Consider the following 23,805-nt stretch of genomic DNA (forward strand, 5'->3'; position numbering starts at 1 on the left):
ATTTTGTCCACTCACCATCTTATTATGGCGAGCAGGTATACCCATCAGAAATGTAGGTATTCTTAAAATACACACGGCCAATTTTAACGAACCCGGGAAATTTCAGATTTTCCCCAACAAAAAAGCCACCCCGTTAGAGGTGGCTTTTTCAAAATAGGATAGTCTGAAGACCTTAGTCTTCGTCAGCCGGACCGCGTTCAGCAGCTGCCTCAGCAGCAGCTTCAGCCATTTCGGATGCAACAGCAGCTTCGTCAGCGCGCTGTTCAGCCATAGCAGCTTCGATCACATTCTCGCCTGCAGCTTGACGCTCGGCTTCGTCTTCAGAACGTGCAACGTTCATTGTGACGGTGATCGTGACTTCCGGGTGAAGACGAATTTCGACTTCGTGAAGACCGATAGTTTTGATCGCCGTGTTCAGGAGAACCTGACGACGCTCAACTTTGGTACCAGCTTCAGTTGCCGCTTCAGCAACGTCGCGTGCCGCAACAGAGCCGAAGAGGTAGCCGTTTTCGCCAGCCTGACGGATCAGGGTGAACGTCGTTCCGTCGAGAGCTTCGCCGTTAGACGCAGCTTCTGCACGAGCTTTTTCGTTACGAGCTTCGATTTCAGCTTTTTCAGCTTCGAAGCGAGCACGGTTAGCATCGTTAGCGAGGAGCGCTTTGCCCTGAGGGATCAGGTAGTTGCGCGCAAAGCCGTTTTTAACTTCGACTTCGTCACCAATCGTTCCGAGTTTCTCGACACGTTCAAGAAGGATAACTTGCATTGTGGGCTCTCCTTACTGAACGCTGAACGGAAGCAGAGCGAGAACGCGGGCACGTTTGATGGCCTGAGCGAGCTTGCGCTGTTTCTTCTGGCTGACAGCCGTGATGCGAGCTGGAACGATTTTGCCTTTTTCAGACACGTAGCGTTGCAGCAGTTTCACGTCTTTATAGTCGATTGCCGGAGCGTTCTCGCCAGAGAACGGGCAAACCTTGCGACGGCGACCGAAAGGACGGCGAGCCGGCAGGTTGGAGATATTCAGTTTTCCACCTTTTGACATGGTTGCCTCCTAGTCTCTTTTGCGACGGTCGTCGCGGTCTTTGCGAGCGATGATCGCAGAAGGCTCGTCAGAGAGCTCTTCAACGCGGATCGTCATGTGACGCATGATGTCATCGTTGATACGAAGACGGCGCTCGAGTTCCTGGACCGCAGATGCTGGCGCATCAAGGTTCATAAGGGAGTAGTGACCCTTGCGAACTTTGTTGATTGGGTATGCCAGATTGCGAAGACCCCAGTACTCGGTCTTGCCGACCTTGCCGTTTTCGTCTTCGATGATTTTTGTGATGTCTTCAACGAGCGCTTCCACCTGTTGCGGTGAGATGTCTGGGCGCGCTACGAAGACGTGTTCGTAAAAAGCCATGTTTTACCCTTTGGTTGGAAGGCGGCACCCGCTGACAAGGGAAGCAGCAGATGATGGCCCCGTTCCACGATTGGTACGGGCCGCTATCCAGTGAAGGCGCGCTTAAAGCGTAATAAGACAAAAAATGCAAGTGGCTTGTCATTTGCGTCTCGTATGGGTAGGGCATTCGGCTCTGAAAAGGACCTGTCACTATGGACCACACAGCTTTTATCTTTCCGGGCCAGGGCGCCCAGTTCGTTGGAATGGGCAAAGAGCTCGCTGATGCTTTCGCAAGTGCTCGCGCCGTTTTCGAAGAAGTTGACGCTGCGCTCGGCGAAAACTTTTCCAGCCTGATCTGGGAAGGTTCCGATGACGATCTCAAACTGACAGCGAACACGCAGCCAGCTCTGATGGCGGTAAGCCTCGCGGCAACGCGTGCGCTTGAGGCCGAGTTTGGAATTAAAGTGGCTGATGCAACCTATGTTGCCGGTCACTCTCTCGGTGAATATTCGGCTCTGGCTGCTGCGGGCGCTATCAGCGTTGGCGATGCGGCAAAGCTTCTGCGTTTCCGCGGCGAGTCCATGCAAAAAGCTGTTCCTGCAGGTGAGGGCGCCATGGCGGCTCTCCTTGGTGCAACAATCGAACAGGCTGAAGCCGCCTGCGCAGCATCTGGCGGCGTTTGCGAGATCGCGAACGACAATGCGCCAGGTCAGGTCGTCCTGTCCGGCGCAAAAGCGGCTGTTGAGGCGGCGGCTGAGTGGTCTAAAGAGAATGGGATCAAGAAAGCTGTGCTCTTGCCGGTCAGCGCGCCTTTCCATTGTAGCCTCATGCAACCGGCTGCTGATGCGATGGCCGAAGCTCTGGCGGCAACAGAACTCAAATCACCAATCGTGCCGGTCTACGCAAATGTGACTGCTGCGCCGGTTACAGACCCTGCAGAAATCCGTAATCTGTTGGTCGAGCAGGTGACGGCACGTGTGCGCTGGCGCGAAAGCGTTGAGAAAATGGCTGCAGAAGGTGTTGTGAACCTCGTAGAGTGCGGCGCAGGCAAAGTCCTTACCGTTATGAACCGACGCACTTTAAAAGGGCTGAACGGCACGGCACTGGGTACGCCATCTGATCTTGAGGCTTTTGCTGAAGCTCAGAATCAGGCCTGAACATCTTTTGGAAAAAGGGAGGATCGCTTCCATGTTCGATCTGACGGGTAAAACTGCACTTGTGACTGGCGCTTCTGGCGGTATCGGTCGTGCAATCGCTGCAGCTCTGTCTGCGCAGGGCGCGAAAGTTGCGCTGAGCGGGACGCGTGAAGCCGTTCTTGAAGAAGTGGCGTCCACACTGCCGGGCGAAACTTATATCGCACCGTGCAACCTCTCTGACATGGAGAGCGTCGCCGGCCTCGTACCTTCTGTTGATAAAGGCTTCGGGCCTGTCGACATTCTGGTCGCGAACGCAGGCATCACGCGTGACAAGCTCCTGCTCCAGCAGAAAGAAGAAGACTGGGACTCAGTCGTAGACGTAAACCTCAAGGCTTACTCTATTCTCGCACGTACGAGCCTTCGTGGCATGATGAAGCGCCGTTTCGGCCGCATCATCGGTATCACGTCGATCGTTGGTGTTACGGGTAACCCGGGCCAGACAAACTATGCCGCTTCCAAAGCTGGTATGATTGGCTTCTCCAAATCGCTCGCTCAGGAAGTTGCGAGCCGTGGCATCACAGTAAATTGTGTGGCGCCAGGCTTTATTAGCTCTCCGATGACTGACGAACTTTCCGATGCGCAGAAAGAGCACCTTCTGGGTGGGATTCCTGTGGGTCGTCTGGGGGCTGGTGGCGACATCGCGTCTGCTTGTGTCTATCTCTCAAGCGAAGAAGCGGCTTATGTTACAGGGCAAACCCTGCATGTGAATGGCGGGATGGCAATGATTTAGCCTGTTAGGGCTAGTCAGGAAATCCCAGTCCGGATAATGGTCAAGCCGCAAAACATGTGCTAGCGGCGCAACACGCAAGCAGTTTACAAACAAGAGCTGACTGCTCGCTCCATAATTAGAAGGAAGATGAAATGTCTGATGTTTTCGAACGTGTGAAGAAAATCGTTGTCGAAAACCTCGAGGTAGAGGCGGACAAGGTAACAGAAGCTGCTAGCTTCATTGACGACCTCGGCGCTGACAGCCTCGACCTCGTTGAGCTCGTTATGGCTTTTGAAGAAGAGTTCGGTATCGAGATTGAAGACGAAGTTCAGGAAAACATCCGCACCGTTGGTGACGCGGTAACTGAAATCAAGAAAACTCAGGGTTAATCTTAGCGATGAGACGGGTTGTTATTACAGGCATTGGCCTCGTAACGCCTCTAGCGGGCAACCGCGAGGCGAGTTGGGAACGGTTGATTGAAGGGCGCTCTGGCGCGCAAAAGATTGACCTGTTTGATACTGACGACCTGTCCTGCAAGATTGCGGCACAGGTTCCGTGGACGACCGGTCGTGGCGGAGGCGAGGGTGACCCTGAAGCCTTTGACCCAGACCGTGCCGGTTCCGCTAAGGAACGTCGCCGCGTTGGCGAATTCATCGTTTACGGCATGGCAGCCGCCGCCGAAGCGATCGAAGATTCTGGCTGGGTGCCAGAGACGGACGAAGAAAAATGCATGACTGGTGTTCTCATCGGTTCAGGCATTGGTGGTCTTCCTGAAATCGCTGAAACCGCTAAAATTCTGGAAGAGAGCGGGCCCCGCAAGGTCAGCCCGTTCTTTATCCCGAGTGCTCTGATCAACCTGTGCTCAGGCCAGGTGTCGATCAAGCACGGCTTTAAAGGTCCGAACCACTCAGTGGTAACGGCATGTGCGACGGGTGCGCACGCAATCGGTGATTCTGCCCGCCTCATTCAGTATGGCGATGCGGACGTTATGGTTGCCGGTGGTACGGAAGGCTCGCTCTGCCGTATCGCAGTTGCAGGTTTTGCTGCGGCAAAAACCCTCTCCACGAAATTCAACGACGAACCGGAACGCGCATCACGTCCTTACGACAAAGACCGCGACGGCTTCCTGTTCGGCGAGGGCGCTGGCGTACTCGTTCTTGAAGAATACGAGCACGCGAAAAAGCGTGGCGCAAAAATCTATGCTGAAGTTCTCGGCTATGGCCTCTCTGGCGACGCGCACCACATCACGTCTCCGGCGGAAGACGGCAATGGTGGTTACCGCGCTATGGAAATGGCGCTTCGCCATGCCAAGTTGACACCAGCAGACATCGACTACGTCAACACACACGGTACATCGACACCGGTTGGTGACGAGATCGAGGTTCGCGCGATCGAACGTCTCTTCGGTGAGTCTGTAAAAGGTCTGTCTCTGTCCTCGACGAAATCGTCTATCGGTCACCTTCTGGGTGCTGCTGGTGCGGTTGAAGCTGCCTTCACGGCGCTTGCAGTCAAGAACAGCATGATCCCTCCAACGCTGAACCTTGAGAATCCGTCCTTTGAATCCGAGATTGACCTGACACCGCTCAAGTCCAAGTCTCGCGAAATCAAATACGCGCTCTCCAACTCGTTCGGTTTTGGCGGCACAAACGCAGCGCTCGTACTTGGACGTGTCGACGACTAAGGACAAGCGGCCTTGGCTAAGATCAGGTTTCCAGGAGTGAAACGATGAAATGGGTCACCAGGGCTTTGGTGGCCCTTCTCGTTTTAGCGCTCATCGCTGCAGGCGGTGCTTTCGCCGCTTACCAGTGGTTTCTTGGTCAGATTAACGAGCCGGGTCCTATGGCGGGCGCTGAGAACCAGATCGTGCTTATCCCGCGCGGTGCCGGCACAATCCGCATTGGCGAACAGCTTGCCGAACAGGGGCTGATTGAGGACACACGTCTCTTCCGCCTTGCTTCCCGATATTACGAGCTCGACGCCAGCCTGAAAGCTGGCGAATACAGCATTCCGTCCGATGCCAGCATCACCGAAATCCTCCGCCTGATGGAAGAGGGTGATGTTATTCTGCATCCGGTTCAGGTGATTGAAGGCTCGACTATTGCGCAGGCAATGCGCGCAATCGAGACCTCTGAAGTGCTGACAGGCGACATGCCTGAGACACCTGAAGAGGGAAGCTTCCTGCCGGACACCTATATGGTTACGCGCGGCACGACCCGTGCCGAAGTTGTCCAGCTGCTCATGGGGGCTCAGGATACGCTCCTCGAAGAAATCTGGGCTAATCGTCAGCCTGATCTCCCGCTCGCATCTCCGGAAGAGGCGATTATCCTCGCATCTATCGTGGAAAAAGAGACGGGCAGCGTCGGTGATGAGGATCTCGTAGCAAGCGTGTTCATCAACCGTCTTAACCGCGGTATGCGTCTGCAGAGCGATCCTACAATCATTTACGGTATCTCACAGGGCGAGCGTCTGACTCGCACTGTGAATGGCCAGGAAGTGCAACGTGGCCTGTACCGCTCTGAAATCGACCGTTACACGCCTTATAACACCTACCAGATTGACCGCCTGCCACCGACGCCAATTTGCAATCCCAGTGAGGCGGCACTTCGCGCAGTTCTTCAGCCAGCGGAATCTGATTATCTATTCTTTGTTGCCGACGGTGAGGGGCACCACGTGTTTGCTCGCACTAACGCAGAACACAATCGCAATGTTGCGCGCTGGCGTCAGATTGAACGCAGCCGTCGCAACGCTCAATAAGGAGACACACCATGCTCTCCAGCATGACAGGATTTGGCAGCGGACAGGGCGATGGCGCGCGCCTCTCATGGCAGTTTGAGGCCAAATCGGTAAATGGGCGTGGTCTTGATCTGCGGCTTCATCTGCCGCCAGGTTGCGAAGGTCTGGAAGCTGGCATTCGTGCCGCGTTCAAGTCGGCTTTCGCGCGCGGCAATATGCAAGCGTCGCTCAATCTCCGTGAGACCGGCGACGGTCAGCGTGTCTCGATCGATTCAGGCTTACTCAACGCACTTTCGCGCAAGGCTCGCTTAGCTGACCGAGCGGCCGGCCGTGGCGCTTCAACGTCTGCCGGTGATTTGTTTGCTCTGCGCGGCGTTATTTCCAGTGAGCGCACTGCTATCGAAGTGTCTCCGGACAGCGAGATTGGCAAAGGCATTCTGGATGCCGTCGGCGAGGCAATCGAACAGCTAAAACGCGCACGCCAGACGGAAGGTCAGGCCCTGCTTGAGATTATGGAACGCATTGTGTCCGACATGGAAGCTGTGGTCGTTGAGGCGAAAGCCACCGCTGACGTCCAACCCGCACAAATGATGGCGCGTCTTAATGAGCGCGTGACAGGTCTTCTTTCTGATTCTCGTATCAGCGAAGAGCGTCTGGAGCAGGAACTTGCTATTCTGGCGAGTAAGGCGGACGTCACAGAAGAGGTTGATCGCCTTTCGGCGCACCTTGTTGAGGCGCGGAATTTATTCAAATCAGGTAAGGCTGTAGGGCGGAAACTTGATTTCCTGTCTCAAGAGCTTTTGCGGGAAGCAAATACGCTTGGCAGCAAGTCTGCGAGCCTTGAAATGACGCGTCATTCGCTCGCCCTGAAATCGCTTATCGATCAGTTCAAGGAGCAGTCCGCAAATGTCGAATAGTGCTAATCCGCGCCGCGGCCTAATGCTCGTCATTTCCAGCCCGTCCGGAGCTGGTAAAACCACACTGTCCCGAAAACTGATGGATAAATACGAAGATGTTCGTCTGTCTGTTTCTGCGACGACACGTGCGCCGCGTCCGGGCGAACAGGACGGTGTCCATTACGACTTTGTCGATCATGCTCAGTTTGAACAGATGATCGAGGACCGCGAGTTTCTGGAATGGGCGAAGGTGTTCGACCATTTCTACGGAACGCCTCGCAAAGCTGTCGAGCGCCGCCTCTCTGAAGGCCGTGACGTGATCTTTGACGTAGACTGGCAGGGCGCTGATGCGATCCATGACCAGATGCCAAATGATGTTGTATCTGTGTTCGTGCTTCCGCCGAGCATTCAGGCGCTTCAGAAGCGTCTGGAAGAGCGTCCGGGATCAGACCCTGAGAAGGTTGCTCGCCGTATGGCAGGTGCAAAAAGCGAAATCAGCCATTGGCGTCGCTATGACTATGTCATCGTGAACGAAGATCTGGATGTGGCGTTCGAAGAGCTGGAACGCATCCTTCTGACGGAACGCCAGAAGCGTCTGCGCCAGCTTCGTTTGGAGCCTCTGGTTCAGAGCCTGCTCGCGGACTAAAGCGCTTTCCACGCTGTCGTGAGATCACGAAACTCCTGCTGGGAGAGTGTCTCTGCACGACGGGTCGGATCAATGCTGACTGATTCCAGAAGCTGTTCTGTCGTAGCGCTCTGAGGGATGATTTGTTTCAGGCTAGCGCGCAGCATTTTACGTCTCTGACCGAACGCAGCTGCTGTGACGGTCTGCAAGGCATCCAGATGCGGATAAGCTTTGTCGTCTGCCAGTGGCTTTGCGGAGACGACAGCTGATGCCACCTTCGGAGGCGGCTTAAACGCGCCCGGTGGCAGCGTAAACGCCATGCGTGGCTCGATGACTGCGTGCGAGAGCACTGCGAGTCGCCCGTAATGATTGCTTCCGGGGTTTGCGCAAATCCGCTGCGCCACCTCTTTCTGGAACATGAGTGACATGGTCCCGAACAGAGACATCTGGTTCAGCCAGCCCACGAAGAGCGGCGTGCCGACATTGTAGGGCAGGTTGGCAACGATTTTGATATTCTGGCCCAGACCGTGTTCGTCGATGAAGGCGGGCCAATCAATGGCCGTCGCATCGCCTTTATGGACGGCGAGGCGTCCTTGAGATGCTTCAGGCCAGCTCAGCAGTGCTTCTGCGAAGCGATCATCCATCTCAACGCAGACCAGCTTTCTTACGCCATTGTCCAACAACGCACGCGTCAGGCCGCCCGGGCCAGGACCGATTTCGATGACATCGGCGCCGTCTACGGGGCCACCTGCGAGAGCAACACGTTTCAGAATGTCGGGATCGAACAGAAAATGCTGGCCGAGCTTTTTATTAGCCGTCGCGCGCAGAAGTTCAGGTGCTTTGTCGTCAGTCATGGGCGGCGTCATATTCGATTCGGTTGCGGCTCATTGTGTCAGCCATGTTTATAGCGGCGATCAGGCTGTCGGCGCGTACATTAAATGCGCCAGCCGCGTCATATGCCGTACCGTGATCCGGTGAGGTTCTGATGAATGGCAGACCAAGCGTCACATTAACGCCGCCCCACATATCCAGTGTCTTTAGCGGTGCAAGTCCCTGATCATGATACATAGCCAGCACAGCATCATACGCGCCTCTGAGCATTTCATGAAATACCGTATCGCCCGGACGCGGGCCAATAGCGTTGATGCCGGAAGCGTTCAGCTCATGAAGCGCAGGGATGATGACCGCTTGTTCTTCATAGCCCAGCATGCCGTCTTCGCCTGCGTGCGGGTTCAGGCCTGCAACGCCAATGCGTGCACTATCTGCCGCGAAATCGCGTTTGAGCGCCGTTGAGACGATCTCTGTCACCTGTTTGATAAGTGGTTCAGTGATCGCGTCAGGCACGGCGCGTAGCGGCATGTGGATCGTTGTGAGCGCGACGCGAAGCCCGCCACCAATAAGCATCATGACCGGGTGGGGCGCTGGGGCACTAGTCAGTGTGCCTGCCAGTTCTGCAAGGTATTCGGTGTGGCCAGGGTGCTGGAAGCCCGCGGCTTTCAAAAGCGACTTGGCAATCGGATTGGTAACAACGGCGGAGGCTTTGCCATTCCAGACATCGTCCACGCCCAGTCTGATCGACTCAACAATCGCAGAACCTGTCGCGGTATCGGGCTCACCTGCGCGTGCGTCAGGGCTCGCAATATCAATGACCGGAAGCCCATCAGCGAATACAGCCTCACACTCTGCCGGGTTACGGATTTCGATGATGTCGACATCGAGGCCTGCTGCGCGCGCGCGATCTCGCATCGTCGCGACGTTGCCGCGAAGATAGAAGCTGCGTGTATCCGGTATTTTCTGGAATGCCTGCCAGGCAAGAAGAGAAGCCTGCGGGCCAACGCCCGCCGGATCTCCCTGCGTCAGAACAAGCGGTAACCGCTTATCGTCTGATAATTGTTGCGTCACGCTTCAGGTCACGAAGTTCGCGCTGCGCCATGAGAGAAAGCTGCTGGTTGAACAGACGATCCTCGATAGCGTCACGGTCCGGAATTTCAATATCAGCAAAGCCGCGGTCACAAACATACAGCAGGGTCGGGCCAGCCGGTGTTTCGATCGGAGCTGCAGATGTGCCGACTTCCGTGTCACGCACCGTTTCGGAAATCTGCTCCATCAGAGCGTCCATACTTACACGACCGAGCGGCGCGTAGAGCAGGCCTTCGGTTTCGTTCACAACCGTTTCCAGCGTGTCGCAGGAATGGCCTTCAGCGCGAAAGGCTTCAAGCGCGGTGATATCGCCTGTTGCAGAAAGAACCTGAGTAAGGTCGACTTCGACCCGTCCGTTTGTTCCGTCCTGCTTGGCGCGGACTGCGTAGATGTAGATGCCATCAGACGCGACGATAGGTGGTGTCATTGCAGGCGCTTCAGTCGCGCGGATAACTTCCTGAACTTCTGGTTCCAGCTCTGTCGGGGAGACCCAACCAAGATCGCCGCCAACTGCCGCTGTCGGAGAATTCGAGTATTGTTGAGCGGCAAGTTCAAAACGCGCGCCCTGACGGATTTGCTGCAGGATCACGTTTGCGCCCTGCATCATCTGCTGACGGTCAGATTCTGTTGGCGCGTAGAGGAAAATCTCGGCGAGCTGATAGCGCTCTTCAGACGCATCGTTTTCCATGCGGTCAAGCGTACTGTCGATTTGCAGCTGGGAAATACGAATACGAGAACCGTAAAGACCATTAATGATACGGCGCCATGCGATTTCCGCACGCATCTGCTCACGCAGCGTTTGCGGGTTCACACCGTTTTGTACGAGCGTTGTGTAAAGACCTTCGAGCGATGTCTGGTTCTGACGTGCGAGGTCGTTGACGGCCGCATCAATTTCACGTTCGTCGATTTCGAGTTCGTACTCGGCAGCTTTCTGAAGTTGCAGGCGTTCGTCGATAAGTTCTTCCATAGCGCGCGGCAGAACCTGACGCAGAGCTTCCTGTGATGGCTGAACGCCCAACGTAATCAGCAGCAGGCGCGCGCGGGATGCGACGTCAGAGATGGAAATCACTTCATCATTCACGACAGCTGCGACACCGCCAAGCATGCGAGTAGAAGACTCAGCCGCTTCAGAGGTTGCTGCGGTCGCTGGGCCGGTAGCGGTCTGCGCAATTGCAGGTGCACTGAATGCCATCAGAGCAAGCCCACTTACCAGCGTCCGAAATCCGATCATAAATCTTTACTCCAAAAACCTGCCCGCCAACGCGTATTCATCGTGTCACATGCGATAACATGATCCAAAAGGAAATGTCACATGAAGATGCAGAAGGGTTTCTCTTAATCAAAATTACCACTGGTGACCTGGCCAAGTGTATTGAAGCCAAAGCCGAACGTGATGGATTCACTATTGCCGACGCCACGATCGTTGATTTCGCGCTGCTGATAGCCAATCTGGAAGAAGCTGCACTCGTCAGACCAGCGAAGCGCTACGGCCTGGATCTGGTTCAGATTGGCTTCGAGGTTCCGGTTGATCCGGTAGAGCAGCTCAACGTCTTCGGTCAGTTCAACGGTCGCGCCAAGGGAGATGCCCTGACGCTGCAGCGGGAGCGCTTCCATTGAGATGTCATCGGACACGTTGAAATAGGTGACATCACCCTTGAGACGCCACCAATCAACTGTCGCGCGGGTTTCGACGCGCTGAATGTCGAAATCATCATTGAGGCGGAAGTTCGCGGCAAAACTGAACGTGTCCTCATACTCAAGTGCACCGCCGACCAGATAGTCTGACTCAGTGCCTGCCAGGTTGGACGCGTAAGTGAATAGCGGGTCTGCCTCATCGCGCCAGCGTCGACCAAGTGTGCCGCGGAGCGTGAAGCCGTTATCCATGGAGACGGCCGTGCGAACACCTGCCGCGATACGTCCACCCGTTTCAACGAGGTCCTGCTGCGTGAACGGATCAGCTTCGAACAGAACTGCGTGGTCCAGTTCGAATTTCGTGGAGTCTTCGTTCGGTACGAGAATATTTTCCAAAGAGGATTCGCTGTAGGCGATCGTCATGACCGGTTCGATTAGAATGCGCGAACCTTCCGAATAGCGCGCCAATGGCCAGCGTAACGTTGCTGCGGCAAGACCATAGCCTCGCGCTTCAGAGTCTTCGAATGCTGGCGTGGCGTTTGTCTGAGCGACTGAATAATCGAAATAATCACCACGCACGCGCAGGAGTGGTTCCAGCACAAGTCCGCCTGGAGACACATAGGAGTTCTGCCAGTCAGCGGACGCTGTGAGACGGCGCGTGTCATTACCGCCGCTGCGGTCCAGAATGGCAAGGCCGGTTTCGAGCGAGACGAGACCGTTATCGCCAAAGTCCATGAGCTGGTTTGCGTAAACGCTTGGCGTCACGCGCGCGAACAGGGCGTCATCATCACCATCGCGCAGACCTTGCGTGTGGAAGGAAATGGCATCTGCGTAGAAGTTCTCGCTCTGGCCAACAAAATAAAGCTGGTTGAGAAGGCGCTGCGGGTTGGAGTCGACCAGTCCGCGCGGTGTGTTCCAGTCGCTAATGTCATAGCGGCGCAGATAGAGATCGTCGGAGACTTCCTCAATGGAGAAGCCCCAGCTCCAGATATCCGAAATCTCGAAATCACCTTCCGCGAAGAGGTGACCACGGAATTCTTCTTCGCTCGGGATCAGCGTGCCAGTGAAGGTGGAGGGATTGGCAACGATGCGACCGTTTGTGTTGTAGAATTGGCGGTCACCATTGCTGTCGAACTCATAGTCATACGCCATGGAACCGGACAGGTTCAGCGAGCCGGAATAGAAGCGCTGGCGGTATTCGGCGCCCAGTGTCGAGTTCACATTCGTGTGGAGACGCGGCGTGACAGTCAGATCATTGCTCGGCGAAATCGCCCAGTAATACGGCTGCTCATAAACGAAACCGAGTTTTGAAGAGAGTTCTGGCGTTGGCGTAAGGAAGCCGGAACGGCGCTCCGTGCTTGGGTCCGGGTGTGCGAAATACGGCAGGTAAAGTACCGGAACGCCCTTCAGCTCAAATACAGCACCCTCATAGGTGATCATCTGAGTGTCAGCGTTCTGGACGGCGCGGCGGGCACGCAGGCTCCATGTTGGCTGGCTGCCTTCTTCTTCGCAAATCGGGCATGCGGTATAGATCGCATACTCCAGAGAGTTGGAGCCAGAATCATCACGTGCAGCCGTACGGGCAACGACAACAGCGTTCTGAGGCAGTTGAGCGGCAAAATTGGCTGCAACACCGTCTGACAGTGAGCCGTCAACTTCCAACTCTTCTGCAACTCGGACAGTGCCGTCCGGATCAACAATACGCACATTGCCAATCGCATGAACTTTTTGTTCCTGAAGATTGTAGATAACCCGATCAGCCGTCAGTTGGCGGTCCGCATAGCGCGCCACCACATTGCCTTCGGCGATCATGATTCCTTCATCCTGATTATCGATCAGAACGTCGGCTTCCAGGTAAACCCGATCAGATGAGAAATCCTGCGCAACCACAGCCGGTGTGAATGCCATCATCGCCATGATTGCGAGCAGATCGTTGCGCTTCACGGTTATCCCCTTCGAAACCTACTTGTCTGGGTTATACTTTTCGTCGCGAGGACAAAAGTCTTCATACCCTATGACACGCAAAAAAAGCGATTTTAAGGTCGCCTTGTTGCATATTTGATGCCTGAAATCTCAGTTCTGACGGCGGACTAGCCCGCCCGGCAGAGAGCCTGCGATTCCTTCCAGCTCAAGTTCTACCAGAAGGATGGCACATTTGCGGCTTGGAATGCCGGTTGCCAGTGAAATATCGGCAATAGTTGTCGCTGTGGGTGAAAGCGCCTGAATGATTCGTGCGCGATCTTCTTCCGAAAACTCCAGCGTTTCATCATCCAGATCGTCGTCCGGCATTTCAAAAAGACTTGGCTGAGACGGCGCAGCCGGTGCGATGGCTTCTATTACCTGCTCAGCGTTTTCTACGAGTATTGCGCCAGACCGAATAAGTCCGTTTGAGCCTCGGGTACGGTTGTCGAGCGGGCTGCCCGGAACTGCCATGACTTCGCGGCCTTGTTCGAGCGCGGTGCGGGCTGAAATGAGAGAGCCAGAACGCTGAGCAGCCTCAATGACTACGACGCCAAGGCTGAGCCCGGTAATGAGGCGGTTTCGACGTGGGAAATCGTTTGCGCGTGGTTCGTGTCCGAATGGCGACTCAGACACAACCAGCCCTGTATCTTTGATCTGATTGCGGAGGTTTTCATTCTGCGCCGGATAAATATTGTCTATGCCGCCTGCGATCACCGCGACCGTTCCTGTCGATAGCGAGCCATTGTGAGAGGCCGTATCAACGCCGCGGGCCAGACCCGAAACGACTGTATATCCGCTATTGCCCAGATCATGCGCCATATCATGGGCAATTCGTATAGCGGCGGCAGAGGCGTTACGTGAGCCTACCAGCGCCACGCATGGCTTTTTGAGGAGATCTGTATTGCCCCAGACCGTAATCACCGGCGGGGCAGGTGATAGATGTCCCAGAAGTTCGGGGTAATCTTCATCGCCCGATAGAATTATGCGAGCACCGATGTGGTCGGTTTCGTCGAATTCGCGTCGGACTTTGTCTGCGGGATAAAGCTTCAGCTCGCCGCGACCTGAGGCACGCACGCGCTCCGGAAACGCTTCGAGCGCGGCGAGACCCGAACCATAGGTCTCAAGAAATCTGGAATAGGTGAGGGGCCCGACCCCTTTCGTCCGGGCAAGCTGAACGCGGGCGATGCGTTCAGCATCCGTCACGGAGCGGGTGCTTCTGCGTCGGTGGTTTTAGATTTGCCTTGTCCGAATTTTGGTTCGGTGCCGTCCAGTATGCGCTTGATGTTCGTTGCATGTCGCCAGAAGACGAGGGCGGTGAGCGCGACCAGAATCAGGACGTGGATCAGAGACAGGTTCAGCCCCCAGGCGACGACTGGCACGAATAAGGCGGTGGTCAGCGCTGCGACGGAGGATCGGCGTGCAAGGAAGGCCACTGTCAGCCAGCAGACAGCAGCGAACAGGCCGATCTGCCAGACGGCTGCGAAGAGCAGGCCGGCATAGGTCGCGACGCCTTTGCCACCTTTGAATTGAAGCCAGACCGGGAAGCAATGGCCGATAAACGCCATGGCGCCTGCAAACAGACCAATAGCCGGGATACGATCAGCGAAGAGAAACGCGAACAACAGAGCTGCGAGGCCGGCTTTACCGGAATCGAGCAGAAAGGTTGCTGCAGCAAGGTCTTTGCGACCTGTGCGCAGGACGTTTGTTGCGCCGATATTGCCGGAGCCGATAGCGCGAATGTCGCCAAGACCGGCCAACTGGGTGATGACCAGACCAAACGGGATCGAGCCGAGCAAATAGCCGATAATAGCTGCGCCCGCCCAGATTGCGGTATCAGGAATGCTTTCCATGATTAGTTTCCGTTCTCAGGGCCAAATACCCATTTGCCTTTGACCATTGTCCGGACTGTTTTGCCAGTCAGGAGGCGGCCATCAAACGGGCTGTTGCCAGAGCGTGAAGAGAGGTTTTCGCGAAGACATTTCCATGGTGTCTCCGGATCGAAGACAACAAGGTCTGCTTCTGCGCCTTCGGCGATCCGTCCGAGCGGCAGATTAAGAGCATCAGCCGGATTGCATGTGACAGCGGCAAGAGCGGTCAAAAGGTCAAGTTCGTAGTGTGGTTCTGCGACAAGGGTTGTGAGCGCTGAAAGAAGCGTCTCCAGGCCTGCGGCGCCAAAGCTGGCTTCATCAAACGGAAGTCGCTTGTCTTCGGCAGGCTGTGGATCGTGAGACGACACGATCACGTTGAGGGAGCCGTTTTTCAGGCCTTCAATCAGGGCGAGACGATCTTCTTCTGCGCGAAATGGCGGGTTCACTTTGCAATAGGTGAGATACGCTTTGCGCGGGTCGTGAGAGCCATCTCCGATATCGAGTTCATTGAAGAACAGAGAATGGGCTGCCGCCGTTACGATGACATTATTGCCCGCTTCGCGATGGCGGTTTGCGATATCAAGACTGCGCCCTGTTGTGACCTGATCGACGATGATGTCGCTTTTGGTCATTTCAGCGAGCAGCAAGTCGCGCTCCAGGCCAATCCATTCAGCGCTCGCGGGCAGTCCGCGCAGGCCTAGGCGCGCTGCAAATGCGCTGGCATTCATGGAGCCGGTCGACAGCGATGGTTCGTCCGGACGGAGCATAATCTTTGCGCCTACACCGCGGCTATACTGAAGTGCGCGACGGATGAGGTTTGCAGAGGTCAGAGCCTTATCCGCGTTACAGAACAGAACCGCGCCTGCATCCTTCATAAGGGAGAGCTCGGTCATGCCTTCGCCCGCGAGGCCGACAGTCAGGGCGCCGGCTGGATAGATCCGGTTCAGAACTTTATGGGACTGACCTGCGCGTTTGAGGTAATCGACCAGAGCGGGCGTATCGATCGCGGGATCTGTGTCCGGCATAATCACCATGGATGTAATGCCGCCGGAGACGGCTGACCGGCTGGCGGTTTCAAGCGTTTCACGGTGCTCAGAACCCGGCTCGCCGGTTTTGACACGCATATCGATCAGGCCAGGTGCAACGGCCTTGCCGCCGCAATCGGTGATAAGATCGGTTCCGGCTGTTGCTGCGGTCACCTGTGGGCCGAATTCGGAGATGTAGCCGTCTTCGATAATGATGCCGCCGACAGTATCGAGGCCCGACGCCGGGTCGAGAATACGCGCGTTGATCAGAGCTTGTTTCATGCTGACGCCTCCGCACGTGCGCGATCAAGATTTTTGGCGAGCGCATCCAGTACGGCCATGCGGACGAAAACGCCCATAGAGACCTGCTCCGTGATGGTGCTGTTTTCCGATTCCGTGATGGCGCTGTCGATTTCGACGCCTCGGTTCATGGGGCCGGGATGCATGATCAGTGCGTCTGGTGCGGCGTAAGAGAGCTTTTCCTTATCAAGGCCGTAAAGGTGGAAGAACTCACGCTTACTCGGCAGATAAAGGCCGTGCATCCGTTCGAGCTGAAGGCGAAGCATCATTACGACATCGCAGCTGCTAATGCCTTCAATCATGTTGGTATGCGTCGAGTGCGCGCCCCAGGTTTCAGTGCCCGGAGGCATGAGCGTTGGCGGAGCCACCAGTCGGACTTCGGCGCCCATCAGATGCAGCAACATGGCATTGGAGCGGGCGACGCGTGAGTGCAGAATGTCTCCGCAAATCGCCACTTTCAAGCCTTCAATGCGGCCTTTGCGACGGCGGATCGTAAGCGCGTCCAGCAGAGCCTGCGTCGGGTGTTCATGTGTGCCGTCACCGGCATTCACGACCGCGCAATCGACCTTGCGAGACAGAAGTCTCACGGCGCCTGAAGATCCGTGACGGATCACTAGTAGGTCCGGCTGCATCGCGTTGAGCGTCATCGCCGTATCGACCAGCGTTTCGCCCTTCTTCACAGACGAAGACTGAACCGACATGTTCACGACATCTGCGCCGAGACGCTTTGCTGAAATGTCGAAAGAGCTTTGTGTTCTTGTCGAGTTTTCGAAGAACAGATTGATCAGCGTTTTCCCTTTGAGGGATTGTTCCGGAGTGCGATTTTCAACGAACTCGTTTGCGCGATCAAGCAGGTACTCGATGTCCAGACGATTGAGCCCTTCAATGCCCAGAAGGTGTTGAAGGGAGAAGTCATAAGCGAAGGTCATCGGTGAAGACTCTGAGAATGAAAAATCCGGACCAGCTAGTCTCTCTCGGGGTGGTACGTCAACATTATGCGCAATGTGCCGTCACTGAGTTCTCTCTATAGAAGGCCGAAAGCGATCAGAATGGCCGGCATTGTCAGGGCGGCGAGAACAGTTTCTGTGGCGATCAGGTTGGCCATAAGGTCTGCATCTCCGCCGAGCTGACGCGCGAGGATAAAGCCGTTTGTTGCGGTCGGGGTGGCGGTCGCGATGGCCATTACAGCCAGCGGCACGCCGTCCAGGCTAAAACCATGGCGCGCGATAAGGATTGTCAGAACTGGCATGCCGATCAGGCGCACAAGTGACCAGAATACCGTGAAGAGACCGGCGCGCCGTAGCGCGATAAAATTCACACCCGCGCCAGCCGCCAGCAGCCCGAGTGCCATGGCTGGTTCTGAAATCAGTTCCAGAATGGTATTGATGATGCCGGTTGGCTGAAGTCCCGTGACGTTCAGCGCTGCGCCGATAATGCAGGCGATAACCAGCGGATTGCGAATGAGTTCTGTGAACGGATTGCGCTTCACGCCTGTTTCGGTTTCGCCGAAATGGGAGAGCGCCAGCACAGAGAGGATGTTTGCCATCGGAATGAGTATGGCGGCGCAAAGCGCGGTGAGCGCCAGCCCTTCTTCAGCATAGAGAACGCCTGAAATGGTCAGTGCGATGAAGGTATTCCAGCGCGAGTTAGACTGGATGATGCTGCCGACGGCCGGGCGAGATACATTCGGCCATAAGAGCGCAAGCAGACCTGTGCCTGCCATCAATATCTGGGCGATGAACAGCGTGAGCGCGATCTTCCAGGGTGCTTCGTCAAACGGCGCTCGTGAAAGCACCAGTATGATCAGGGCAGGGAAAAGGGCGACATAGCAAAGTCGTTCAATGGATCGCCATCCATCCCGATCAGGTAGTTTGCGCCAGGCAAGGAACTGCCCCAGCGCCACCATGAACATGACGGGAAGAAGAGCGTTCAGAAACGTCATGAAGCGTTGGCGATCCGGTCGATAGCAGTCTGAAGGATGATCGCTGCGGCTGATTTATCGATGAGTTCGGCACGGCGCGCGCGTGACAGATCAGCTTCCAGCATCGCGCGTTCCGCCATCTGGCTCGACATGCGTTCATCCTGAAAAGCAATTGGCACATCGCGAATCTGAAGAATGTGCCGTGCAAGCGCGCGCGCAGACTGAACACGAGGGCCCGCGCTGCCATCCATGTTGAGTGGAAGCCCCATCACGATGCCGATGGCGCCGCGCTCATCGAACAGTTCGAAAAGGCGATTCAGCGTCGGAGCCAGTTTTTTGCCGCGCTGAATGGTTTCTACCGGATGGGCTGTAAGCTGGAGGCTGTCGCTGGCCGCGACACCAAGCGTCTTTGATCCCGGATCCAGCCCGATAATAATGCCCTGATTAGGCAGCTCTGTTACGTCTGATAATAGCATGTCTGTCTGATAGCTTGCTGTCAGCGAAGCTCAAAAGACTTTCTGCGGGCGGTATTCGCAGAAATTTTCGTCCGTCATTCTTGATCAAGCTGTAAGCTCGTCATAAACCCGCACTCACACAGAGGAGTGTTCCGCATGAGCGTCACCAATCAGGACGTAAAAAAAGTTGCCCGCCTGGCCCGCATTGCGCTGCCAGGGGATCAGGTTGAACCTATGACGGACGAACTCAACAACATCCTGAACTGGATCGAACAGCTCGGCGAAGTTGATGTTGAAGGTGTGGAGCCGATGACCTCTGTTGTGGAGACATCTCTGCCAATGCGCGAAGACGTTGTGACAGACGGCGGCATTCAGGACAAAGTCCTCGCAAACGCGCCGAAATCCGAAGACGGCTTCTTTGTCGTTCCAAAGGTTGTTGAATAAGTCTCCGACTGATCAAATTTTCCGCGATATCATTGAACTTTTACTGTTTTGGCGCGATATAGACCGGAACAAGAGGTGAGCGATGTTGCGCGATAAGAGTCTGCCAATGGTCTATGCGGGAATGGTTTTCCTGCTGTCTGCCTGCGCCACAGTGGCAAATGGCGGCGAGGGCGATGCTCAGCAAGTCAGCGGCGCTGCGAAGTTTGCTGATGATCCGCGCCTCGGAGAACGCGTAGATCGCATGTGTTTCACATCCACGATCGATGGATTCTCGCAGCCGGATGAAGACACTGTGGTGCTTCGTGCAAGTGCGTCGCGTCATTACCTTGTTGAGACGGCGTCCTGCTTTAATCTTGATCGCGCTTTGTCTATCGGAATTGATTCGCGTACGAGCTGCGCAGGCCGCGGTGATCGTCTGATCGTTTCTGACAGTATTTTTCCTGCGCGAACAAGGACGGCGACGTCTGTTGATTCCTGCCTTATCAATGCGATCTACGAGTGGGATGACGACGCTGACGAAGAGACAGAAGAAGCTGCCGAAGAATAGGCTTCTTCCTTGAGTTAGAGGCGCTTCGAATGAAGCGCCTTTTTTAATTCCTGCAACATCGCGCGACTTCTTCGGAAAAGTCGGCAGATACAGGTAATTCAGCACTTGATAAGTTAGGGCGTACGCGTCTACCAAGCGGTTGGAGTTTTCTTTTCCGGTTCGCTGCGGCAAGGCACGACTTGCGGACCGATTATTATTGAAAGACTGACAATGACTGATCTCACTGGGCTTACTCTGTCTGACGCTCTGGACGGGTTGAACTCGAAAGCGTTTTCTTCAGAAGAGATCACCACGGCCTACGTGGATGCGATTGAGAAAGCTAACGGTGCGCTGAACGCATACATTCTTCAGACGCCTGAAAAAGCGATCGATATGGCGAAAGCCTCTGATGCGCGTCGCGCAAAGGGTGAGGCGGGTGCACTGGAAGGTGCGCCTCTGGGCATCAAAGACCTGTTCAGCACTGAAGGTGTTCGCACGACAGCGTGTTCTCATATTCTGGGCGAGTTCACACCACCTTATGAAAGCACGGTCACGGCGAACCTCTGGCGCGAAGGCGCTGTTATGCTCGGCAAACTCAATATGGACGAGTTTGCTATGGGGTCGTCTAACGAAACGTCTTTCTACGGCAACGTCATCAACCCGTGGCGCCGTAATGATGGTGGCAACGCCGACCTGACACCGGGTGGTTCTTCTGGTGGCTCTGCGTCCGCTGTTGCAGCTGACCTCTGCCTTGCAGCTACGGCATCCGATACGGGCGGTTCTATTCGTCAGCCTGCATCGTTCACAGGTACAGTGGGCATTAAGCCGACTTACGGCCGCGCAAGCCGTTTTGGCATGGTCGCATTTGCCTCGTCTCTTGATCAGGCTGGCCCGATCGCGAAGACGGTCAAGGACGCAGCCATTATGCTGAACGTCATGTGTAGCCATGATGACAAGGATTCTACCTCTCTGAAGGTTGAACAACCTGACTGGACAAAAGCCATTGGCGAGCCGGTTAAAGGCATGAAAATCGGTGTTCCTAAAGAATACCGCGTCGATGGCATGCCAGAAGATATCGAGAAGCTCTGGCAGCAGGGTATCGACTGGCTGAAAGCTGCCGGCTGCGAAATCGTCGACGTCAGCTTGCCGCACACAAAATATGCTCTGCCTGCGTATTACATCGTTGCACCAGCTGAAGCGTCTTCGAACCTCGCGCGCTATGACGGCATGCGCTATGGCCTGCGTCAGGCTGGCGATAATCTGACAGACATCTATCAGAACACACGCGCCGAAGGCTTTGGTGCAGAGGTGAAGCGTCGCCTGATGATCGGCACGTACGTGCTGTCAGCCGGTTATTATGACGCGTATTATCTGAAAGCTCAGAAGGTCCGCACGAAGATCCTTCAAGACTTCCAGAATGTCTTCGAAGAAGTTGATGCGCTGCTTACGCCAACATGTCCGTCTGCTGCGTTTGCGCTGGGCGAGCGTATGGATGACCCGATTTCAATGTACCTGAACGACGTCTTCACGGTTACGGCGAACCTCGCAGGGCTCCCAGGTATCTCTGTACCTGTGGCAACAGATCACCATGGTCTGCCTATGGGGCTGCAGGTTATCGGCAAGGCGCTCGACGAATCTGCGTGCCTGCGCGTTGCAGCCCAGCTTGAAGAAGCTGCCCAGTTTAAAGCTAAGCCAGCCAACTGGTGGTCTGCTTAGTCTGACGCTTGATAATCAGAATAAAAGAAAGCCCGCTTCTCGAATGAAAAGCGGGCTTCTCTTTATGCAGGTGAGCAGGGGGGGGGACATTTCAGGAGACCCGAAGGTCTTCAGGGCTCATCCTGCAAGAGAGACTGGAATCTTGATGTACTGCTTGCCGTTGTCTTCCGCAGGCGGAAGCTGGCCAGCGCGAATATTCACCTGAAGTGACGGCATGATCAGGCGCGGCGGCGCGAGCTTTGCGTCACGCGTGTTGCGCATCTCGATAAACTGTTCGCGGCTAATGCCATCATGCACGTGAATGTTCTTGGCCTTCTGCTCGGCAACCGTCGTTTCCCAGACATAGTCGGTACGGCCTTCAGGCAGATAGTCATGGCCGACAAAGACGCGGGTCTCTTTTGGCAGTGACAGAATTTTCTGGATGCTGTCATAAAGGGTGCCAGCGTCGCCGCCCGGAAAGTCGGTTCGTGCCGTGCCGTAGTCCGGCATGAACATCGTATCGCCGACAAAAGCTGCATCGCCGATAACATAAGTCACGCACGCAGGCGTGTGGCCCGGCGTTGCAATCACTTTTGCGTCCAGATTACCAACCTTAAAGGTCTCGCCGTCCGCAAACAGATCGTCAAAAACCACGCCATTCGTGTTCACGTCTTTCGCGTTGAATAGCGTTTTGAAGACGGTTTGAACTTCGGTAATGCGTGCGCCAATGCCATAGCGTGCGCCGGTTTTACGGCGCACATAATCAGCGGCAGACAAATGGTCTGCGTGCGCATGCGTGTCGAGAACACGTGTGATCCTGAAGCCCTTGTCGGCAGCAACATCCAGAACGAGATCGATCGGAGTGGATGCGAGCTTTGCACGACCAGCATCATATTCTGTCACAGGATCAATAATGACCGCTTCGCCGCTGTCCTCATCAGCGACCAGATATGTGATCGTGAACGTGGCTTCGTCAAAAAATCCCTGAACAAACATATTTTCACCCTTGCGTTTCGATCTAAAATATTAGTATATTCTAAAAAACGCAATACCTAATATTTTGATTTGGTGAAATGAGGTTCTAAATTCAGAGCGTATGCTAAAGAGACGACGATTTTAGCCACGCTGGCAACACGCCACCAGATCAGAATTGGGAGAGATAAGTATGGAATCAGTTCGGGAATTGTCACCACAAGATATCGTCAGACTGCGTGACGCAGGCGAGGTCGTGCTGGTCGACGTACGTGAAACACCCGAGCATACGCGCGAGCATATTAAAGGCGCGCAGCTTTGCCCGTTATCGCGCTGGGGTGAGGATAGCATCTCCAACCCGTCGAATGTGCCTGTCGTCTTTTTCTGCCGCTCAGGCATGCGTACACGCATGAACGCGAACCTCCTGGCGGATGCAGCCAATGGCGAGGCGATCCTGATGGATGGCGGTCTGATCGCCTGGAAGAAAGCAGGTCTTTCCGTGGAGCGTGCACGTCAGCTCGCGCCGCCAAGCATTATGCGTCAGGTCTTCATGGTGGCGGGCACACTTATTCTGATCGGTGTGATCCTCTCTCAACTTATGGATTTCCGTTTCGTCTATCTCAGCGGTTTCGTTGGAGCCGGACTTTTGTTCGCTGGCGTATCCGGCTGGTGCGGCATGGCAAAGCTGCTGGCTATAATGCCGTGGAATAAGGAACAGGCTGGCTGACAATGATTGAGCTGACACCGCATATTTTGCTGACTGCGGCGCTGAGTGGCGTCGTAATCGGTATATTTCTGACGGTGTTCGGCGGAGGCGGGTCTGTGCTCGCGGCGCCATTGCTCCTCTATTTTGTGGGCGTAACCGATGCACACCTTGCGATTGGTACGTCCGCTGCGGGCGTTGCCGCGACAGCCATGATCAATCTGTTCGGTCATTGGTGGAACGGGCGGATCAAATGGCCCTGTGCGCTGGTTTTTGGCGCGGCCGGTTTAGTCGGCTCGATTATTGGCTCGACCATCGCGAAGATGATTGACGGCCAGTCTCTTCTCGTCGCATTTTCTGTCGCCATGGCGGCGATTGGCCTATCCATGTTCCGTAAGCCTGCCAGTGAAGGTGACCCAAATGTCCATATCACCTGGCAGTTCACAGCAAAGCTTCTGCCGGTAGGCCTGCTGGTCGGCTTTGCGGCTGGTTTCTTCGGTATTGGCGGCGGTTTCCTGATTGTGCCCGGCCTCATGCTGGCGACGGGCATGCCGATCACCGCAGCGGCTGCGTCGTCGCTGGTTTCAGTGGCAATCTTCGGCACGGCGACGGCTGGCAATTACGCGCTCGCCGGATGGGTAGATTTCCGCCTGACGGGGCTGCTTGTGGTTGGTGGTCTGATTGGCGGCCTTATAGGTAACCGTCTGATTGGCCTGTTGGCGAACCGTCTGTCACTCGGACGGAAACTGTTTGCGGCGCTGATTATTGTCGTGGCGGTCTATATCGCGCTTCGTGCATTGCATATTATCTGAAAAGACTTTCTTCCAGATTGTTCCTCTTTATCG

26 protein-coding genes are annotated in these 23,805 nt (G+C 55.4%); 12 read left to right on the forward strand and 14 right to left on the reverse strand.

The genetic code is table 11. The annotated features are described in order from the left end of the window. Positions 1 to 172: 172 nt before the first annotated feature. Genes rplI through rpsF form a run of 3 tightly spaced genes read right to left on the reverse strand, consistent with a single transcriptional unit; the run spans position 173 to position 1,399 of the window. On the reverse strand, positions 173 to 763 hold the full coding sequence (gene rplI, locus P1U45_RS11765; RefSeq protein WP_301059240.1) for a 50S ribosomal protein L9: 591 nt from the start codon (positions 761 to 763) through the stop codon (positions 173 to 175). A gap of 12 nt (positions 764 to 775) precedes the next feature. Next, entirely contained in the window at positions 776 to 1,039 is a 264-nt protein-coding gene (rpsR, locus tag P1U45_RS11770; RefSeq protein ID WP_022695227.1) for a 30S ribosomal protein S18, read from the reverse strand. Positions 1,040 to 1,048: 9 nt separating this feature from the next. Continuing rightward, on the reverse strand, positions 1,049 to 1,399 hold the full coding sequence (rpsF, locus tag P1U45_RS11775; RefSeq protein ID WP_293609420.1) for a 30S ribosomal protein S6: 351 nt from the start codon (positions 1,397 to 1,399) through the stop codon (positions 1,049 to 1,051). 191 nt (positions 1,400 to 1,590) lie between these two features. Here rpsF and fabD point away from each other — a divergent pair, with 191 nt between their 5' ends. From fabD to gmk, 7 genes are all read left to right on the forward strand, one after another. Then, complete coding sequence (gene fabD, locus P1U45_RS11780; RefSeq protein ID WP_301059241.1) at positions 1,591 to 2,535, forward strand: ACP S-malonyltransferase; 945 nt, start codon at positions 1,591 to 1,593, stop codon at positions 2,533 to 2,535. A 31-nt stretch (positions 2,536 to 2,566) separates the two neighbouring features. Beyond that, a complete protein-coding gene (gene fabG / locus P1U45_RS11785; RefSeq protein WP_301059242.1) occupies positions 2,567 to 3,304 on the forward strand; it encodes a 3-oxoacyl-[acyl-carrier-protein] reductase in 738 nt (245 codons plus the stop codon). Between the two features lie 131 nt (positions 3,305 to 3,435). Further along, positions 3,436 to 3,672, forward strand: a complete 237-nt coding sequence (locus tag P1U45_RS11790; protein ID WP_022695231.1) for an acyl carrier protein — start codon at positions 3,436 to 3,438, stop codon at positions 3,670 to 3,672. An 8-nt stretch (positions 3,673 to 3,680) separates the two neighbouring features. Then, positions 3,681 to 4,964, forward strand: coding sequence for a beta-ketoacyl-ACP synthase II (gene fabF / locus P1U45_RS11795; protein ID WP_293609423.1), 1,284 nt, complete (start codon positions 3,681 to 3,683; stop codon positions 4,962 to 4,964). A gap of 44 nt (positions 4,965 to 5,008) precedes the next feature. After that, complete coding sequence (gene mltG, locus P1U45_RS11800; protein ID WP_301059243.1) at positions 5,009 to 6,037, forward strand: endolytic transglycosylase MltG; 1,029 nt, start codon at positions 5,009 to 5,011, stop codon at positions 6,035 to 6,037. 11 nt (positions 6,038 to 6,048) lie between these two features. After that, on the forward strand, positions 6,049 to 6,933 hold the full coding sequence (locus P1U45_RS11805; RefSeq protein ID WP_301059244.1) for a YicC/YloC family endoribonuclease: 885 nt from the start codon (positions 6,049 to 6,051) through the stop codon (positions 6,931 to 6,933). Then, complete coding sequence (gene gmk, locus P1U45_RS11810; protein WP_301059245.1) at positions 6,923 to 7,558, forward strand: guanylate kinase; 636 nt, start codon at positions 6,923 to 6,925, stop codon at positions 7,556 to 7,558. The genes P1U45_RS11805 and gmk overlap by 11 nt, the downstream gene beginning before the upstream one ends. Here the strand turns inward: gmk and rsmA are convergent. From rsmA to ruvX, 10 genes are all read right to left on the reverse strand, one after another. Next, complete coding sequence (gene rsmA, locus P1U45_RS11815; protein ID WP_301059246.1) at positions 7,555 to 8,391, reverse strand: 16S rRNA (adenine(1518)-N(6)/adenine(1519)-N(6))-dimethyltransferase RsmA; 837 nt, start codon at positions 8,389 to 8,391, stop codon at positions 7,555 to 7,557. The genes gmk and rsmA overlap by 4 nt on opposite strands. After that, positions 8,384 to 9,439, reverse strand: a complete 1,056-nt coding sequence (pdxA, locus tag P1U45_RS11820) for a 4-hydroxythreonine-4-phosphate dehydrogenase PdxA (protein WP_301059247.1) — start codon at positions 9,437 to 9,439, stop codon at positions 8,384 to 8,386. Before pdxA ends, rsmA begins: the two co-directional genes overlap by 8 nt. Then, positions 9,414 to 10,688, reverse strand: coding sequence for a peptidylprolyl isomerase (locus P1U45_RS11825; RefSeq protein WP_301059248.1), 1,275 nt, complete (start codon positions 10,686 to 10,688; stop codon positions 9,414 to 9,416). Before P1U45_RS11825 ends, pdxA begins: the two co-directional genes overlap by 26 nt. A gap of 104 nt (positions 10,689 to 10,792) precedes the next feature. Next, positions 10,793 to 13,033 carry an LPS assembly protein LptD gene (lptD, locus tag P1U45_RS11830; protein WP_301059249.1) on the reverse strand — a complete coding sequence of 747 codons (2,241 nt, stop codon included), beginning with the start codon at positions 13,031 to 13,033 and terminating at the stop codon, positions 10,793 to 10,795. Positions 13,034 to 13,162: 129 nt separating this feature from the next. Beyond that, positions 13,163 to 14,254 carry a DNA-processing protein DprA gene (gene dprA / locus P1U45_RS11835; protein ID WP_301059250.1) on the reverse strand — a complete coding sequence of 364 codons (1,092 nt, stop codon included), beginning with the start codon at positions 14,252 to 14,254 and terminating at the stop codon, positions 13,163 to 13,165. Then, a complete protein-coding gene (gene plsY / locus P1U45_RS11840) occupies positions 14,251 to 14,901 on the reverse strand; it encodes a glycerol-3-phosphate 1-O-acyltransferase PlsY (protein ID WP_301059251.1) in 651 nt (216 codons plus the stop codon). The genes dprA and plsY overlap by 4 nt, the downstream gene beginning before the upstream one ends. A gap of 2 nt (positions 14,902 to 14,903) precedes the next feature. Further along, on the reverse strand, positions 14,904 to 16,226 hold the full coding sequence (locus P1U45_RS11845) for an amidohydrolase family protein (protein ID WP_301059252.1): 1,323 nt from the start codon (positions 16,224 to 16,226) through the stop codon (positions 14,904 to 14,906). After that, a complete protein-coding gene (locus tag P1U45_RS11850) occupies positions 16,223 to 17,173 on the reverse strand; it encodes an aspartate carbamoyltransferase catalytic subunit (protein ID WP_301059253.1) in 951 nt (316 codons plus the stop codon). The genes P1U45_RS11845 and P1U45_RS11850 overlap by 4 nt, the downstream gene beginning before the upstream one ends. A gap of 95 nt (positions 17,174 to 17,268) precedes the next feature. Beyond that, positions 17,269 to 18,186 (reverse strand): AEC family transporter, encoded by a 918-nt coding sequence (locus P1U45_RS11855; RefSeq protein ID WP_301059254.1) that lies wholly within the window; start codon positions 18,184 to 18,186, stop codon positions 17,269 to 17,271. Continuing rightward, positions 18,183 to 18,641, reverse strand: a complete 459-nt coding sequence (ruvX, locus tag P1U45_RS11860) for a Holliday junction resolvase RuvX (protein WP_301059255.1) — start codon at positions 18,639 to 18,641, stop codon at positions 18,183 to 18,185. The genes P1U45_RS11855 and ruvX overlap by 4 nt, the downstream gene beginning before the upstream one ends. 135 nt (positions 18,642 to 18,776) lie before the next feature. On the opposite strand from ruvX, the gene gatC reads away from it, so the two are divergent. The 3 genes from gatC (at position 18,777) to gatA (ending at position 21,306) form a co-directional block, all read left to right on the forward strand. After that, positions 18,777 to 19,064 (forward strand): Asp-tRNA(Asn)/Glu-tRNA(Gln) amidotransferase subunit GatC, encoded by a 288-nt coding sequence (gene gatC, locus P1U45_RS11865; protein ID WP_301059256.1) that lies wholly within the window; start codon positions 18,777 to 18,779, stop codon positions 19,062 to 19,064. An 82-nt stretch (positions 19,065 to 19,146) separates the two neighbouring features. Beyond that, positions 19,147 to 19,611, forward strand: coding sequence for a DUF6491 family protein (locus P1U45_RS11870; protein WP_301059257.1), 465 nt, complete (start codon positions 19,147 to 19,149; stop codon positions 19,609 to 19,611). Between the two features lie 210 nt (positions 19,612 to 19,821). After that, positions 19,822 to 21,306, forward strand: a complete 1,485-nt coding sequence (gatA, locus tag P1U45_RS11875; protein ID WP_301059258.1) for an Asp-tRNA(Asn)/Glu-tRNA(Gln) amidotransferase subunit GatA — start codon at positions 19,822 to 19,824, stop codon at positions 21,304 to 21,306. Positions 21,307 to 21,423: 117 nt separating this feature from the next. Here the strand turns inward: gatA and P1U45_RS11880 are convergent, their stop codons facing one another. Then, the gene (locus P1U45_RS11880; protein ID WP_301059259.1) at positions 21,424 to 22,281 is read right to left on the reverse strand and encodes an MBL fold metallo-hydrolase; all 858 of its coding nucleotides are present in this window, start codon (positions 22,279 to 22,281) and stop codon (positions 21,424 to 21,426) included. A gap of 169 nt (positions 22,282 to 22,450) precedes the next feature. On the opposite strand from P1U45_RS11880, the gene P1U45_RS11885 reads away from it, so the two are divergent. Both P1U45_RS11885 and P1U45_RS11890 read left to right on the forward strand, forming a co-directional pair. After that, positions 22,451 to 22,984, forward strand: a complete 534-nt coding sequence (locus P1U45_RS11885) for a rhodanese family protein (RefSeq protein WP_301059260.1) — start codon at positions 22,451 to 22,453, stop codon at positions 22,982 to 22,984. Positions 22,985 to 22,986: 2 nt separating this feature from the next. Continuing rightward, entirely contained in the window at positions 22,987 to 23,772 is a 786-nt protein-coding gene (locus P1U45_RS11890) for a sulfite exporter TauE/SafE family protein (protein ID WP_293609441.1), read from the forward strand. Positions 23,773 to 23,805: the final 33 nt, after the last annotated feature.

It is taken from the genome of Ponticaulis sp., assembly GCF_029210165.1.
Taxonomy (GTDB): domain Bacteria; phylum Pseudomonadota; class Alphaproteobacteria; order Caulobacterales; family Hyphomonadaceae; genus Ponticaulis.

What these genes read in the sequence shown, in the direction of transcription:
- rplI (WP_301059240.1), bottom strand. Translation starts at nt 763, where the DNA reads ATGCAAGTTATCCTTCTTGAACGTGTCGAGAAACTCGGAACGATTGGT.
- rpsR (WP_022695227.1), bottom strand. Translation starts at nt 1,039, where the DNA reads ATGTCAAAAGGTGGAAAACTGAATATCTCCAACCTGCCGGCTCGCCGT.
- rpsF (WP_293609420.1), bottom strand. Translation starts at nt 1,399, where the DNA reads ATGGCTTTTTACGAACACGTCTTCGTAGCGCGCCCAGACATCTCACCG.
- fabD (WP_301059241.1), top strand. Translation starts at nt 1,591, where the DNA reads ATGGACCACACAGCTTTTATCTTTCCGGGCCAGGGCGCCCAGTTCGTT.
- fabG (WP_301059242.1), top strand. Translation starts at nt 2,567, where the DNA reads ATGTTCGATCTGACGGGTAAAACTGCACTTGTGACTGGCGCTTCTGGC.
- P1U45_RS11790 (WP_022695231.1), top strand. Translation starts at nt 3,436, where the DNA reads ATGTCTGATGTTTTCGAACGTGTGAAGAAAATCGTTGTCGAAAACCTC.
- fabF (WP_293609423.1), top strand. Translation starts at nt 3,681, where the DNA reads ATGAGACGGGTTGTTATTACAGGCATTGGCCTCGTAACGCCTCTAGCG.
- mltG (WP_301059243.1), top strand. Translation starts at nt 5,009, where the DNA reads ATGAAATGGGTCACCAGGGCTTTGGTGGCCCTTCTCGTTTTAGCGCTC.
- P1U45_RS11805 (WP_301059244.1), top strand. Translation starts at nt 6,049, where the DNA reads ATGCTCTCCAGCATGACAGGATTTGGCAGCGGACAGGGCGATGGCGCG.
- gmk (WP_301059245.1), top strand. Translation starts at nt 6,923, where the DNA reads ATGTCGAATAGTGCTAATCCGCGCCGCGGCCTAATGCTCGTCATTTCC.
- rsmA (WP_301059246.1), bottom strand. Translation starts at nt 8,391, where the DNA reads ATGACTGACGACAAAGCACCTGAACTTCTGCGCGCGACGGCTAATAAA.
- P1U45_RS11825 (WP_301059248.1), bottom strand. Translation starts at nt 10,688, where the DNA reads ATGATCGGATTTCGGACGCTGGTAAGTGGGCTTGCTCTGATGGCATTC.
- plsY (WP_301059251.1), bottom strand. Translation starts at nt 14,901, where the DNA reads ATGGAAAGCATTCCTGATACCGCAATCTGGGCGGGCGCAGCTATTATC.
- P1U45_RS11845 (WP_301059252.1), bottom strand. Translation starts at nt 16,226, where the DNA reads ATGAAACAAGCTCTGATCAACGCGCGTATTCTCGACCCGGCGTCGGGC.
- P1U45_RS11850 (WP_301059253.1), bottom strand. Translation starts at nt 17,173, where the DNA reads ATGACCTTCGCTTATGACTTCTCCCTTCAACACCTTCTGGGCATTGAA.
- P1U45_RS11855 (WP_301059254.1), bottom strand. Translation starts at nt 18,186, where the DNA reads ATGACGTTTCTGAACGCTCTTCTTCCCGTCATGTTCATGGTGGCGCTG.
- ruvX (WP_301059255.1), bottom strand. Translation starts at nt 18,641, where the DNA reads ATGCTATTATCAGACGTAACAGAGCTGCCTAATCAGGGCATTATTATC.
- gatC (WP_301059256.1), top strand. Translation starts at nt 18,777, where the DNA reads ATGAGCGTCACCAATCAGGACGTAAAAAAAGTTGCCCGCCTGGCCCGC.
- P1U45_RS11870 (WP_301059257.1), top strand. Translation starts at nt 19,147, where the DNA reads ATGTTGCGCGATAAGAGTCTGCCAATGGTCTATGCGGGAATGGTTTTC.
- gatA (WP_301059258.1), top strand. Translation starts at nt 19,822, where the DNA reads ATGACTGATCTCACTGGGCTTACTCTGTCTGACGCTCTGGACGGGTTG.
- P1U45_RS11880 (WP_301059259.1), bottom strand. Translation starts at nt 22,281, where the DNA reads ATGTTTGTTCAGGGATTTTTTGACGAAGCCACGTTCACGATCACATAT.
- P1U45_RS11885 (WP_301059260.1), top strand. Translation starts at nt 22,451, where the DNA reads ATGGAATCAGTTCGGGAATTGTCACCACAAGATATCGTCAGACTGCGT.
- P1U45_RS11890 (WP_293609441.1), top strand. Translation starts at nt 22,987, where the DNA reads ATGATTGAGCTGACACCGCATATTTTGCTGACTGCGGCGCTGAGTGGC.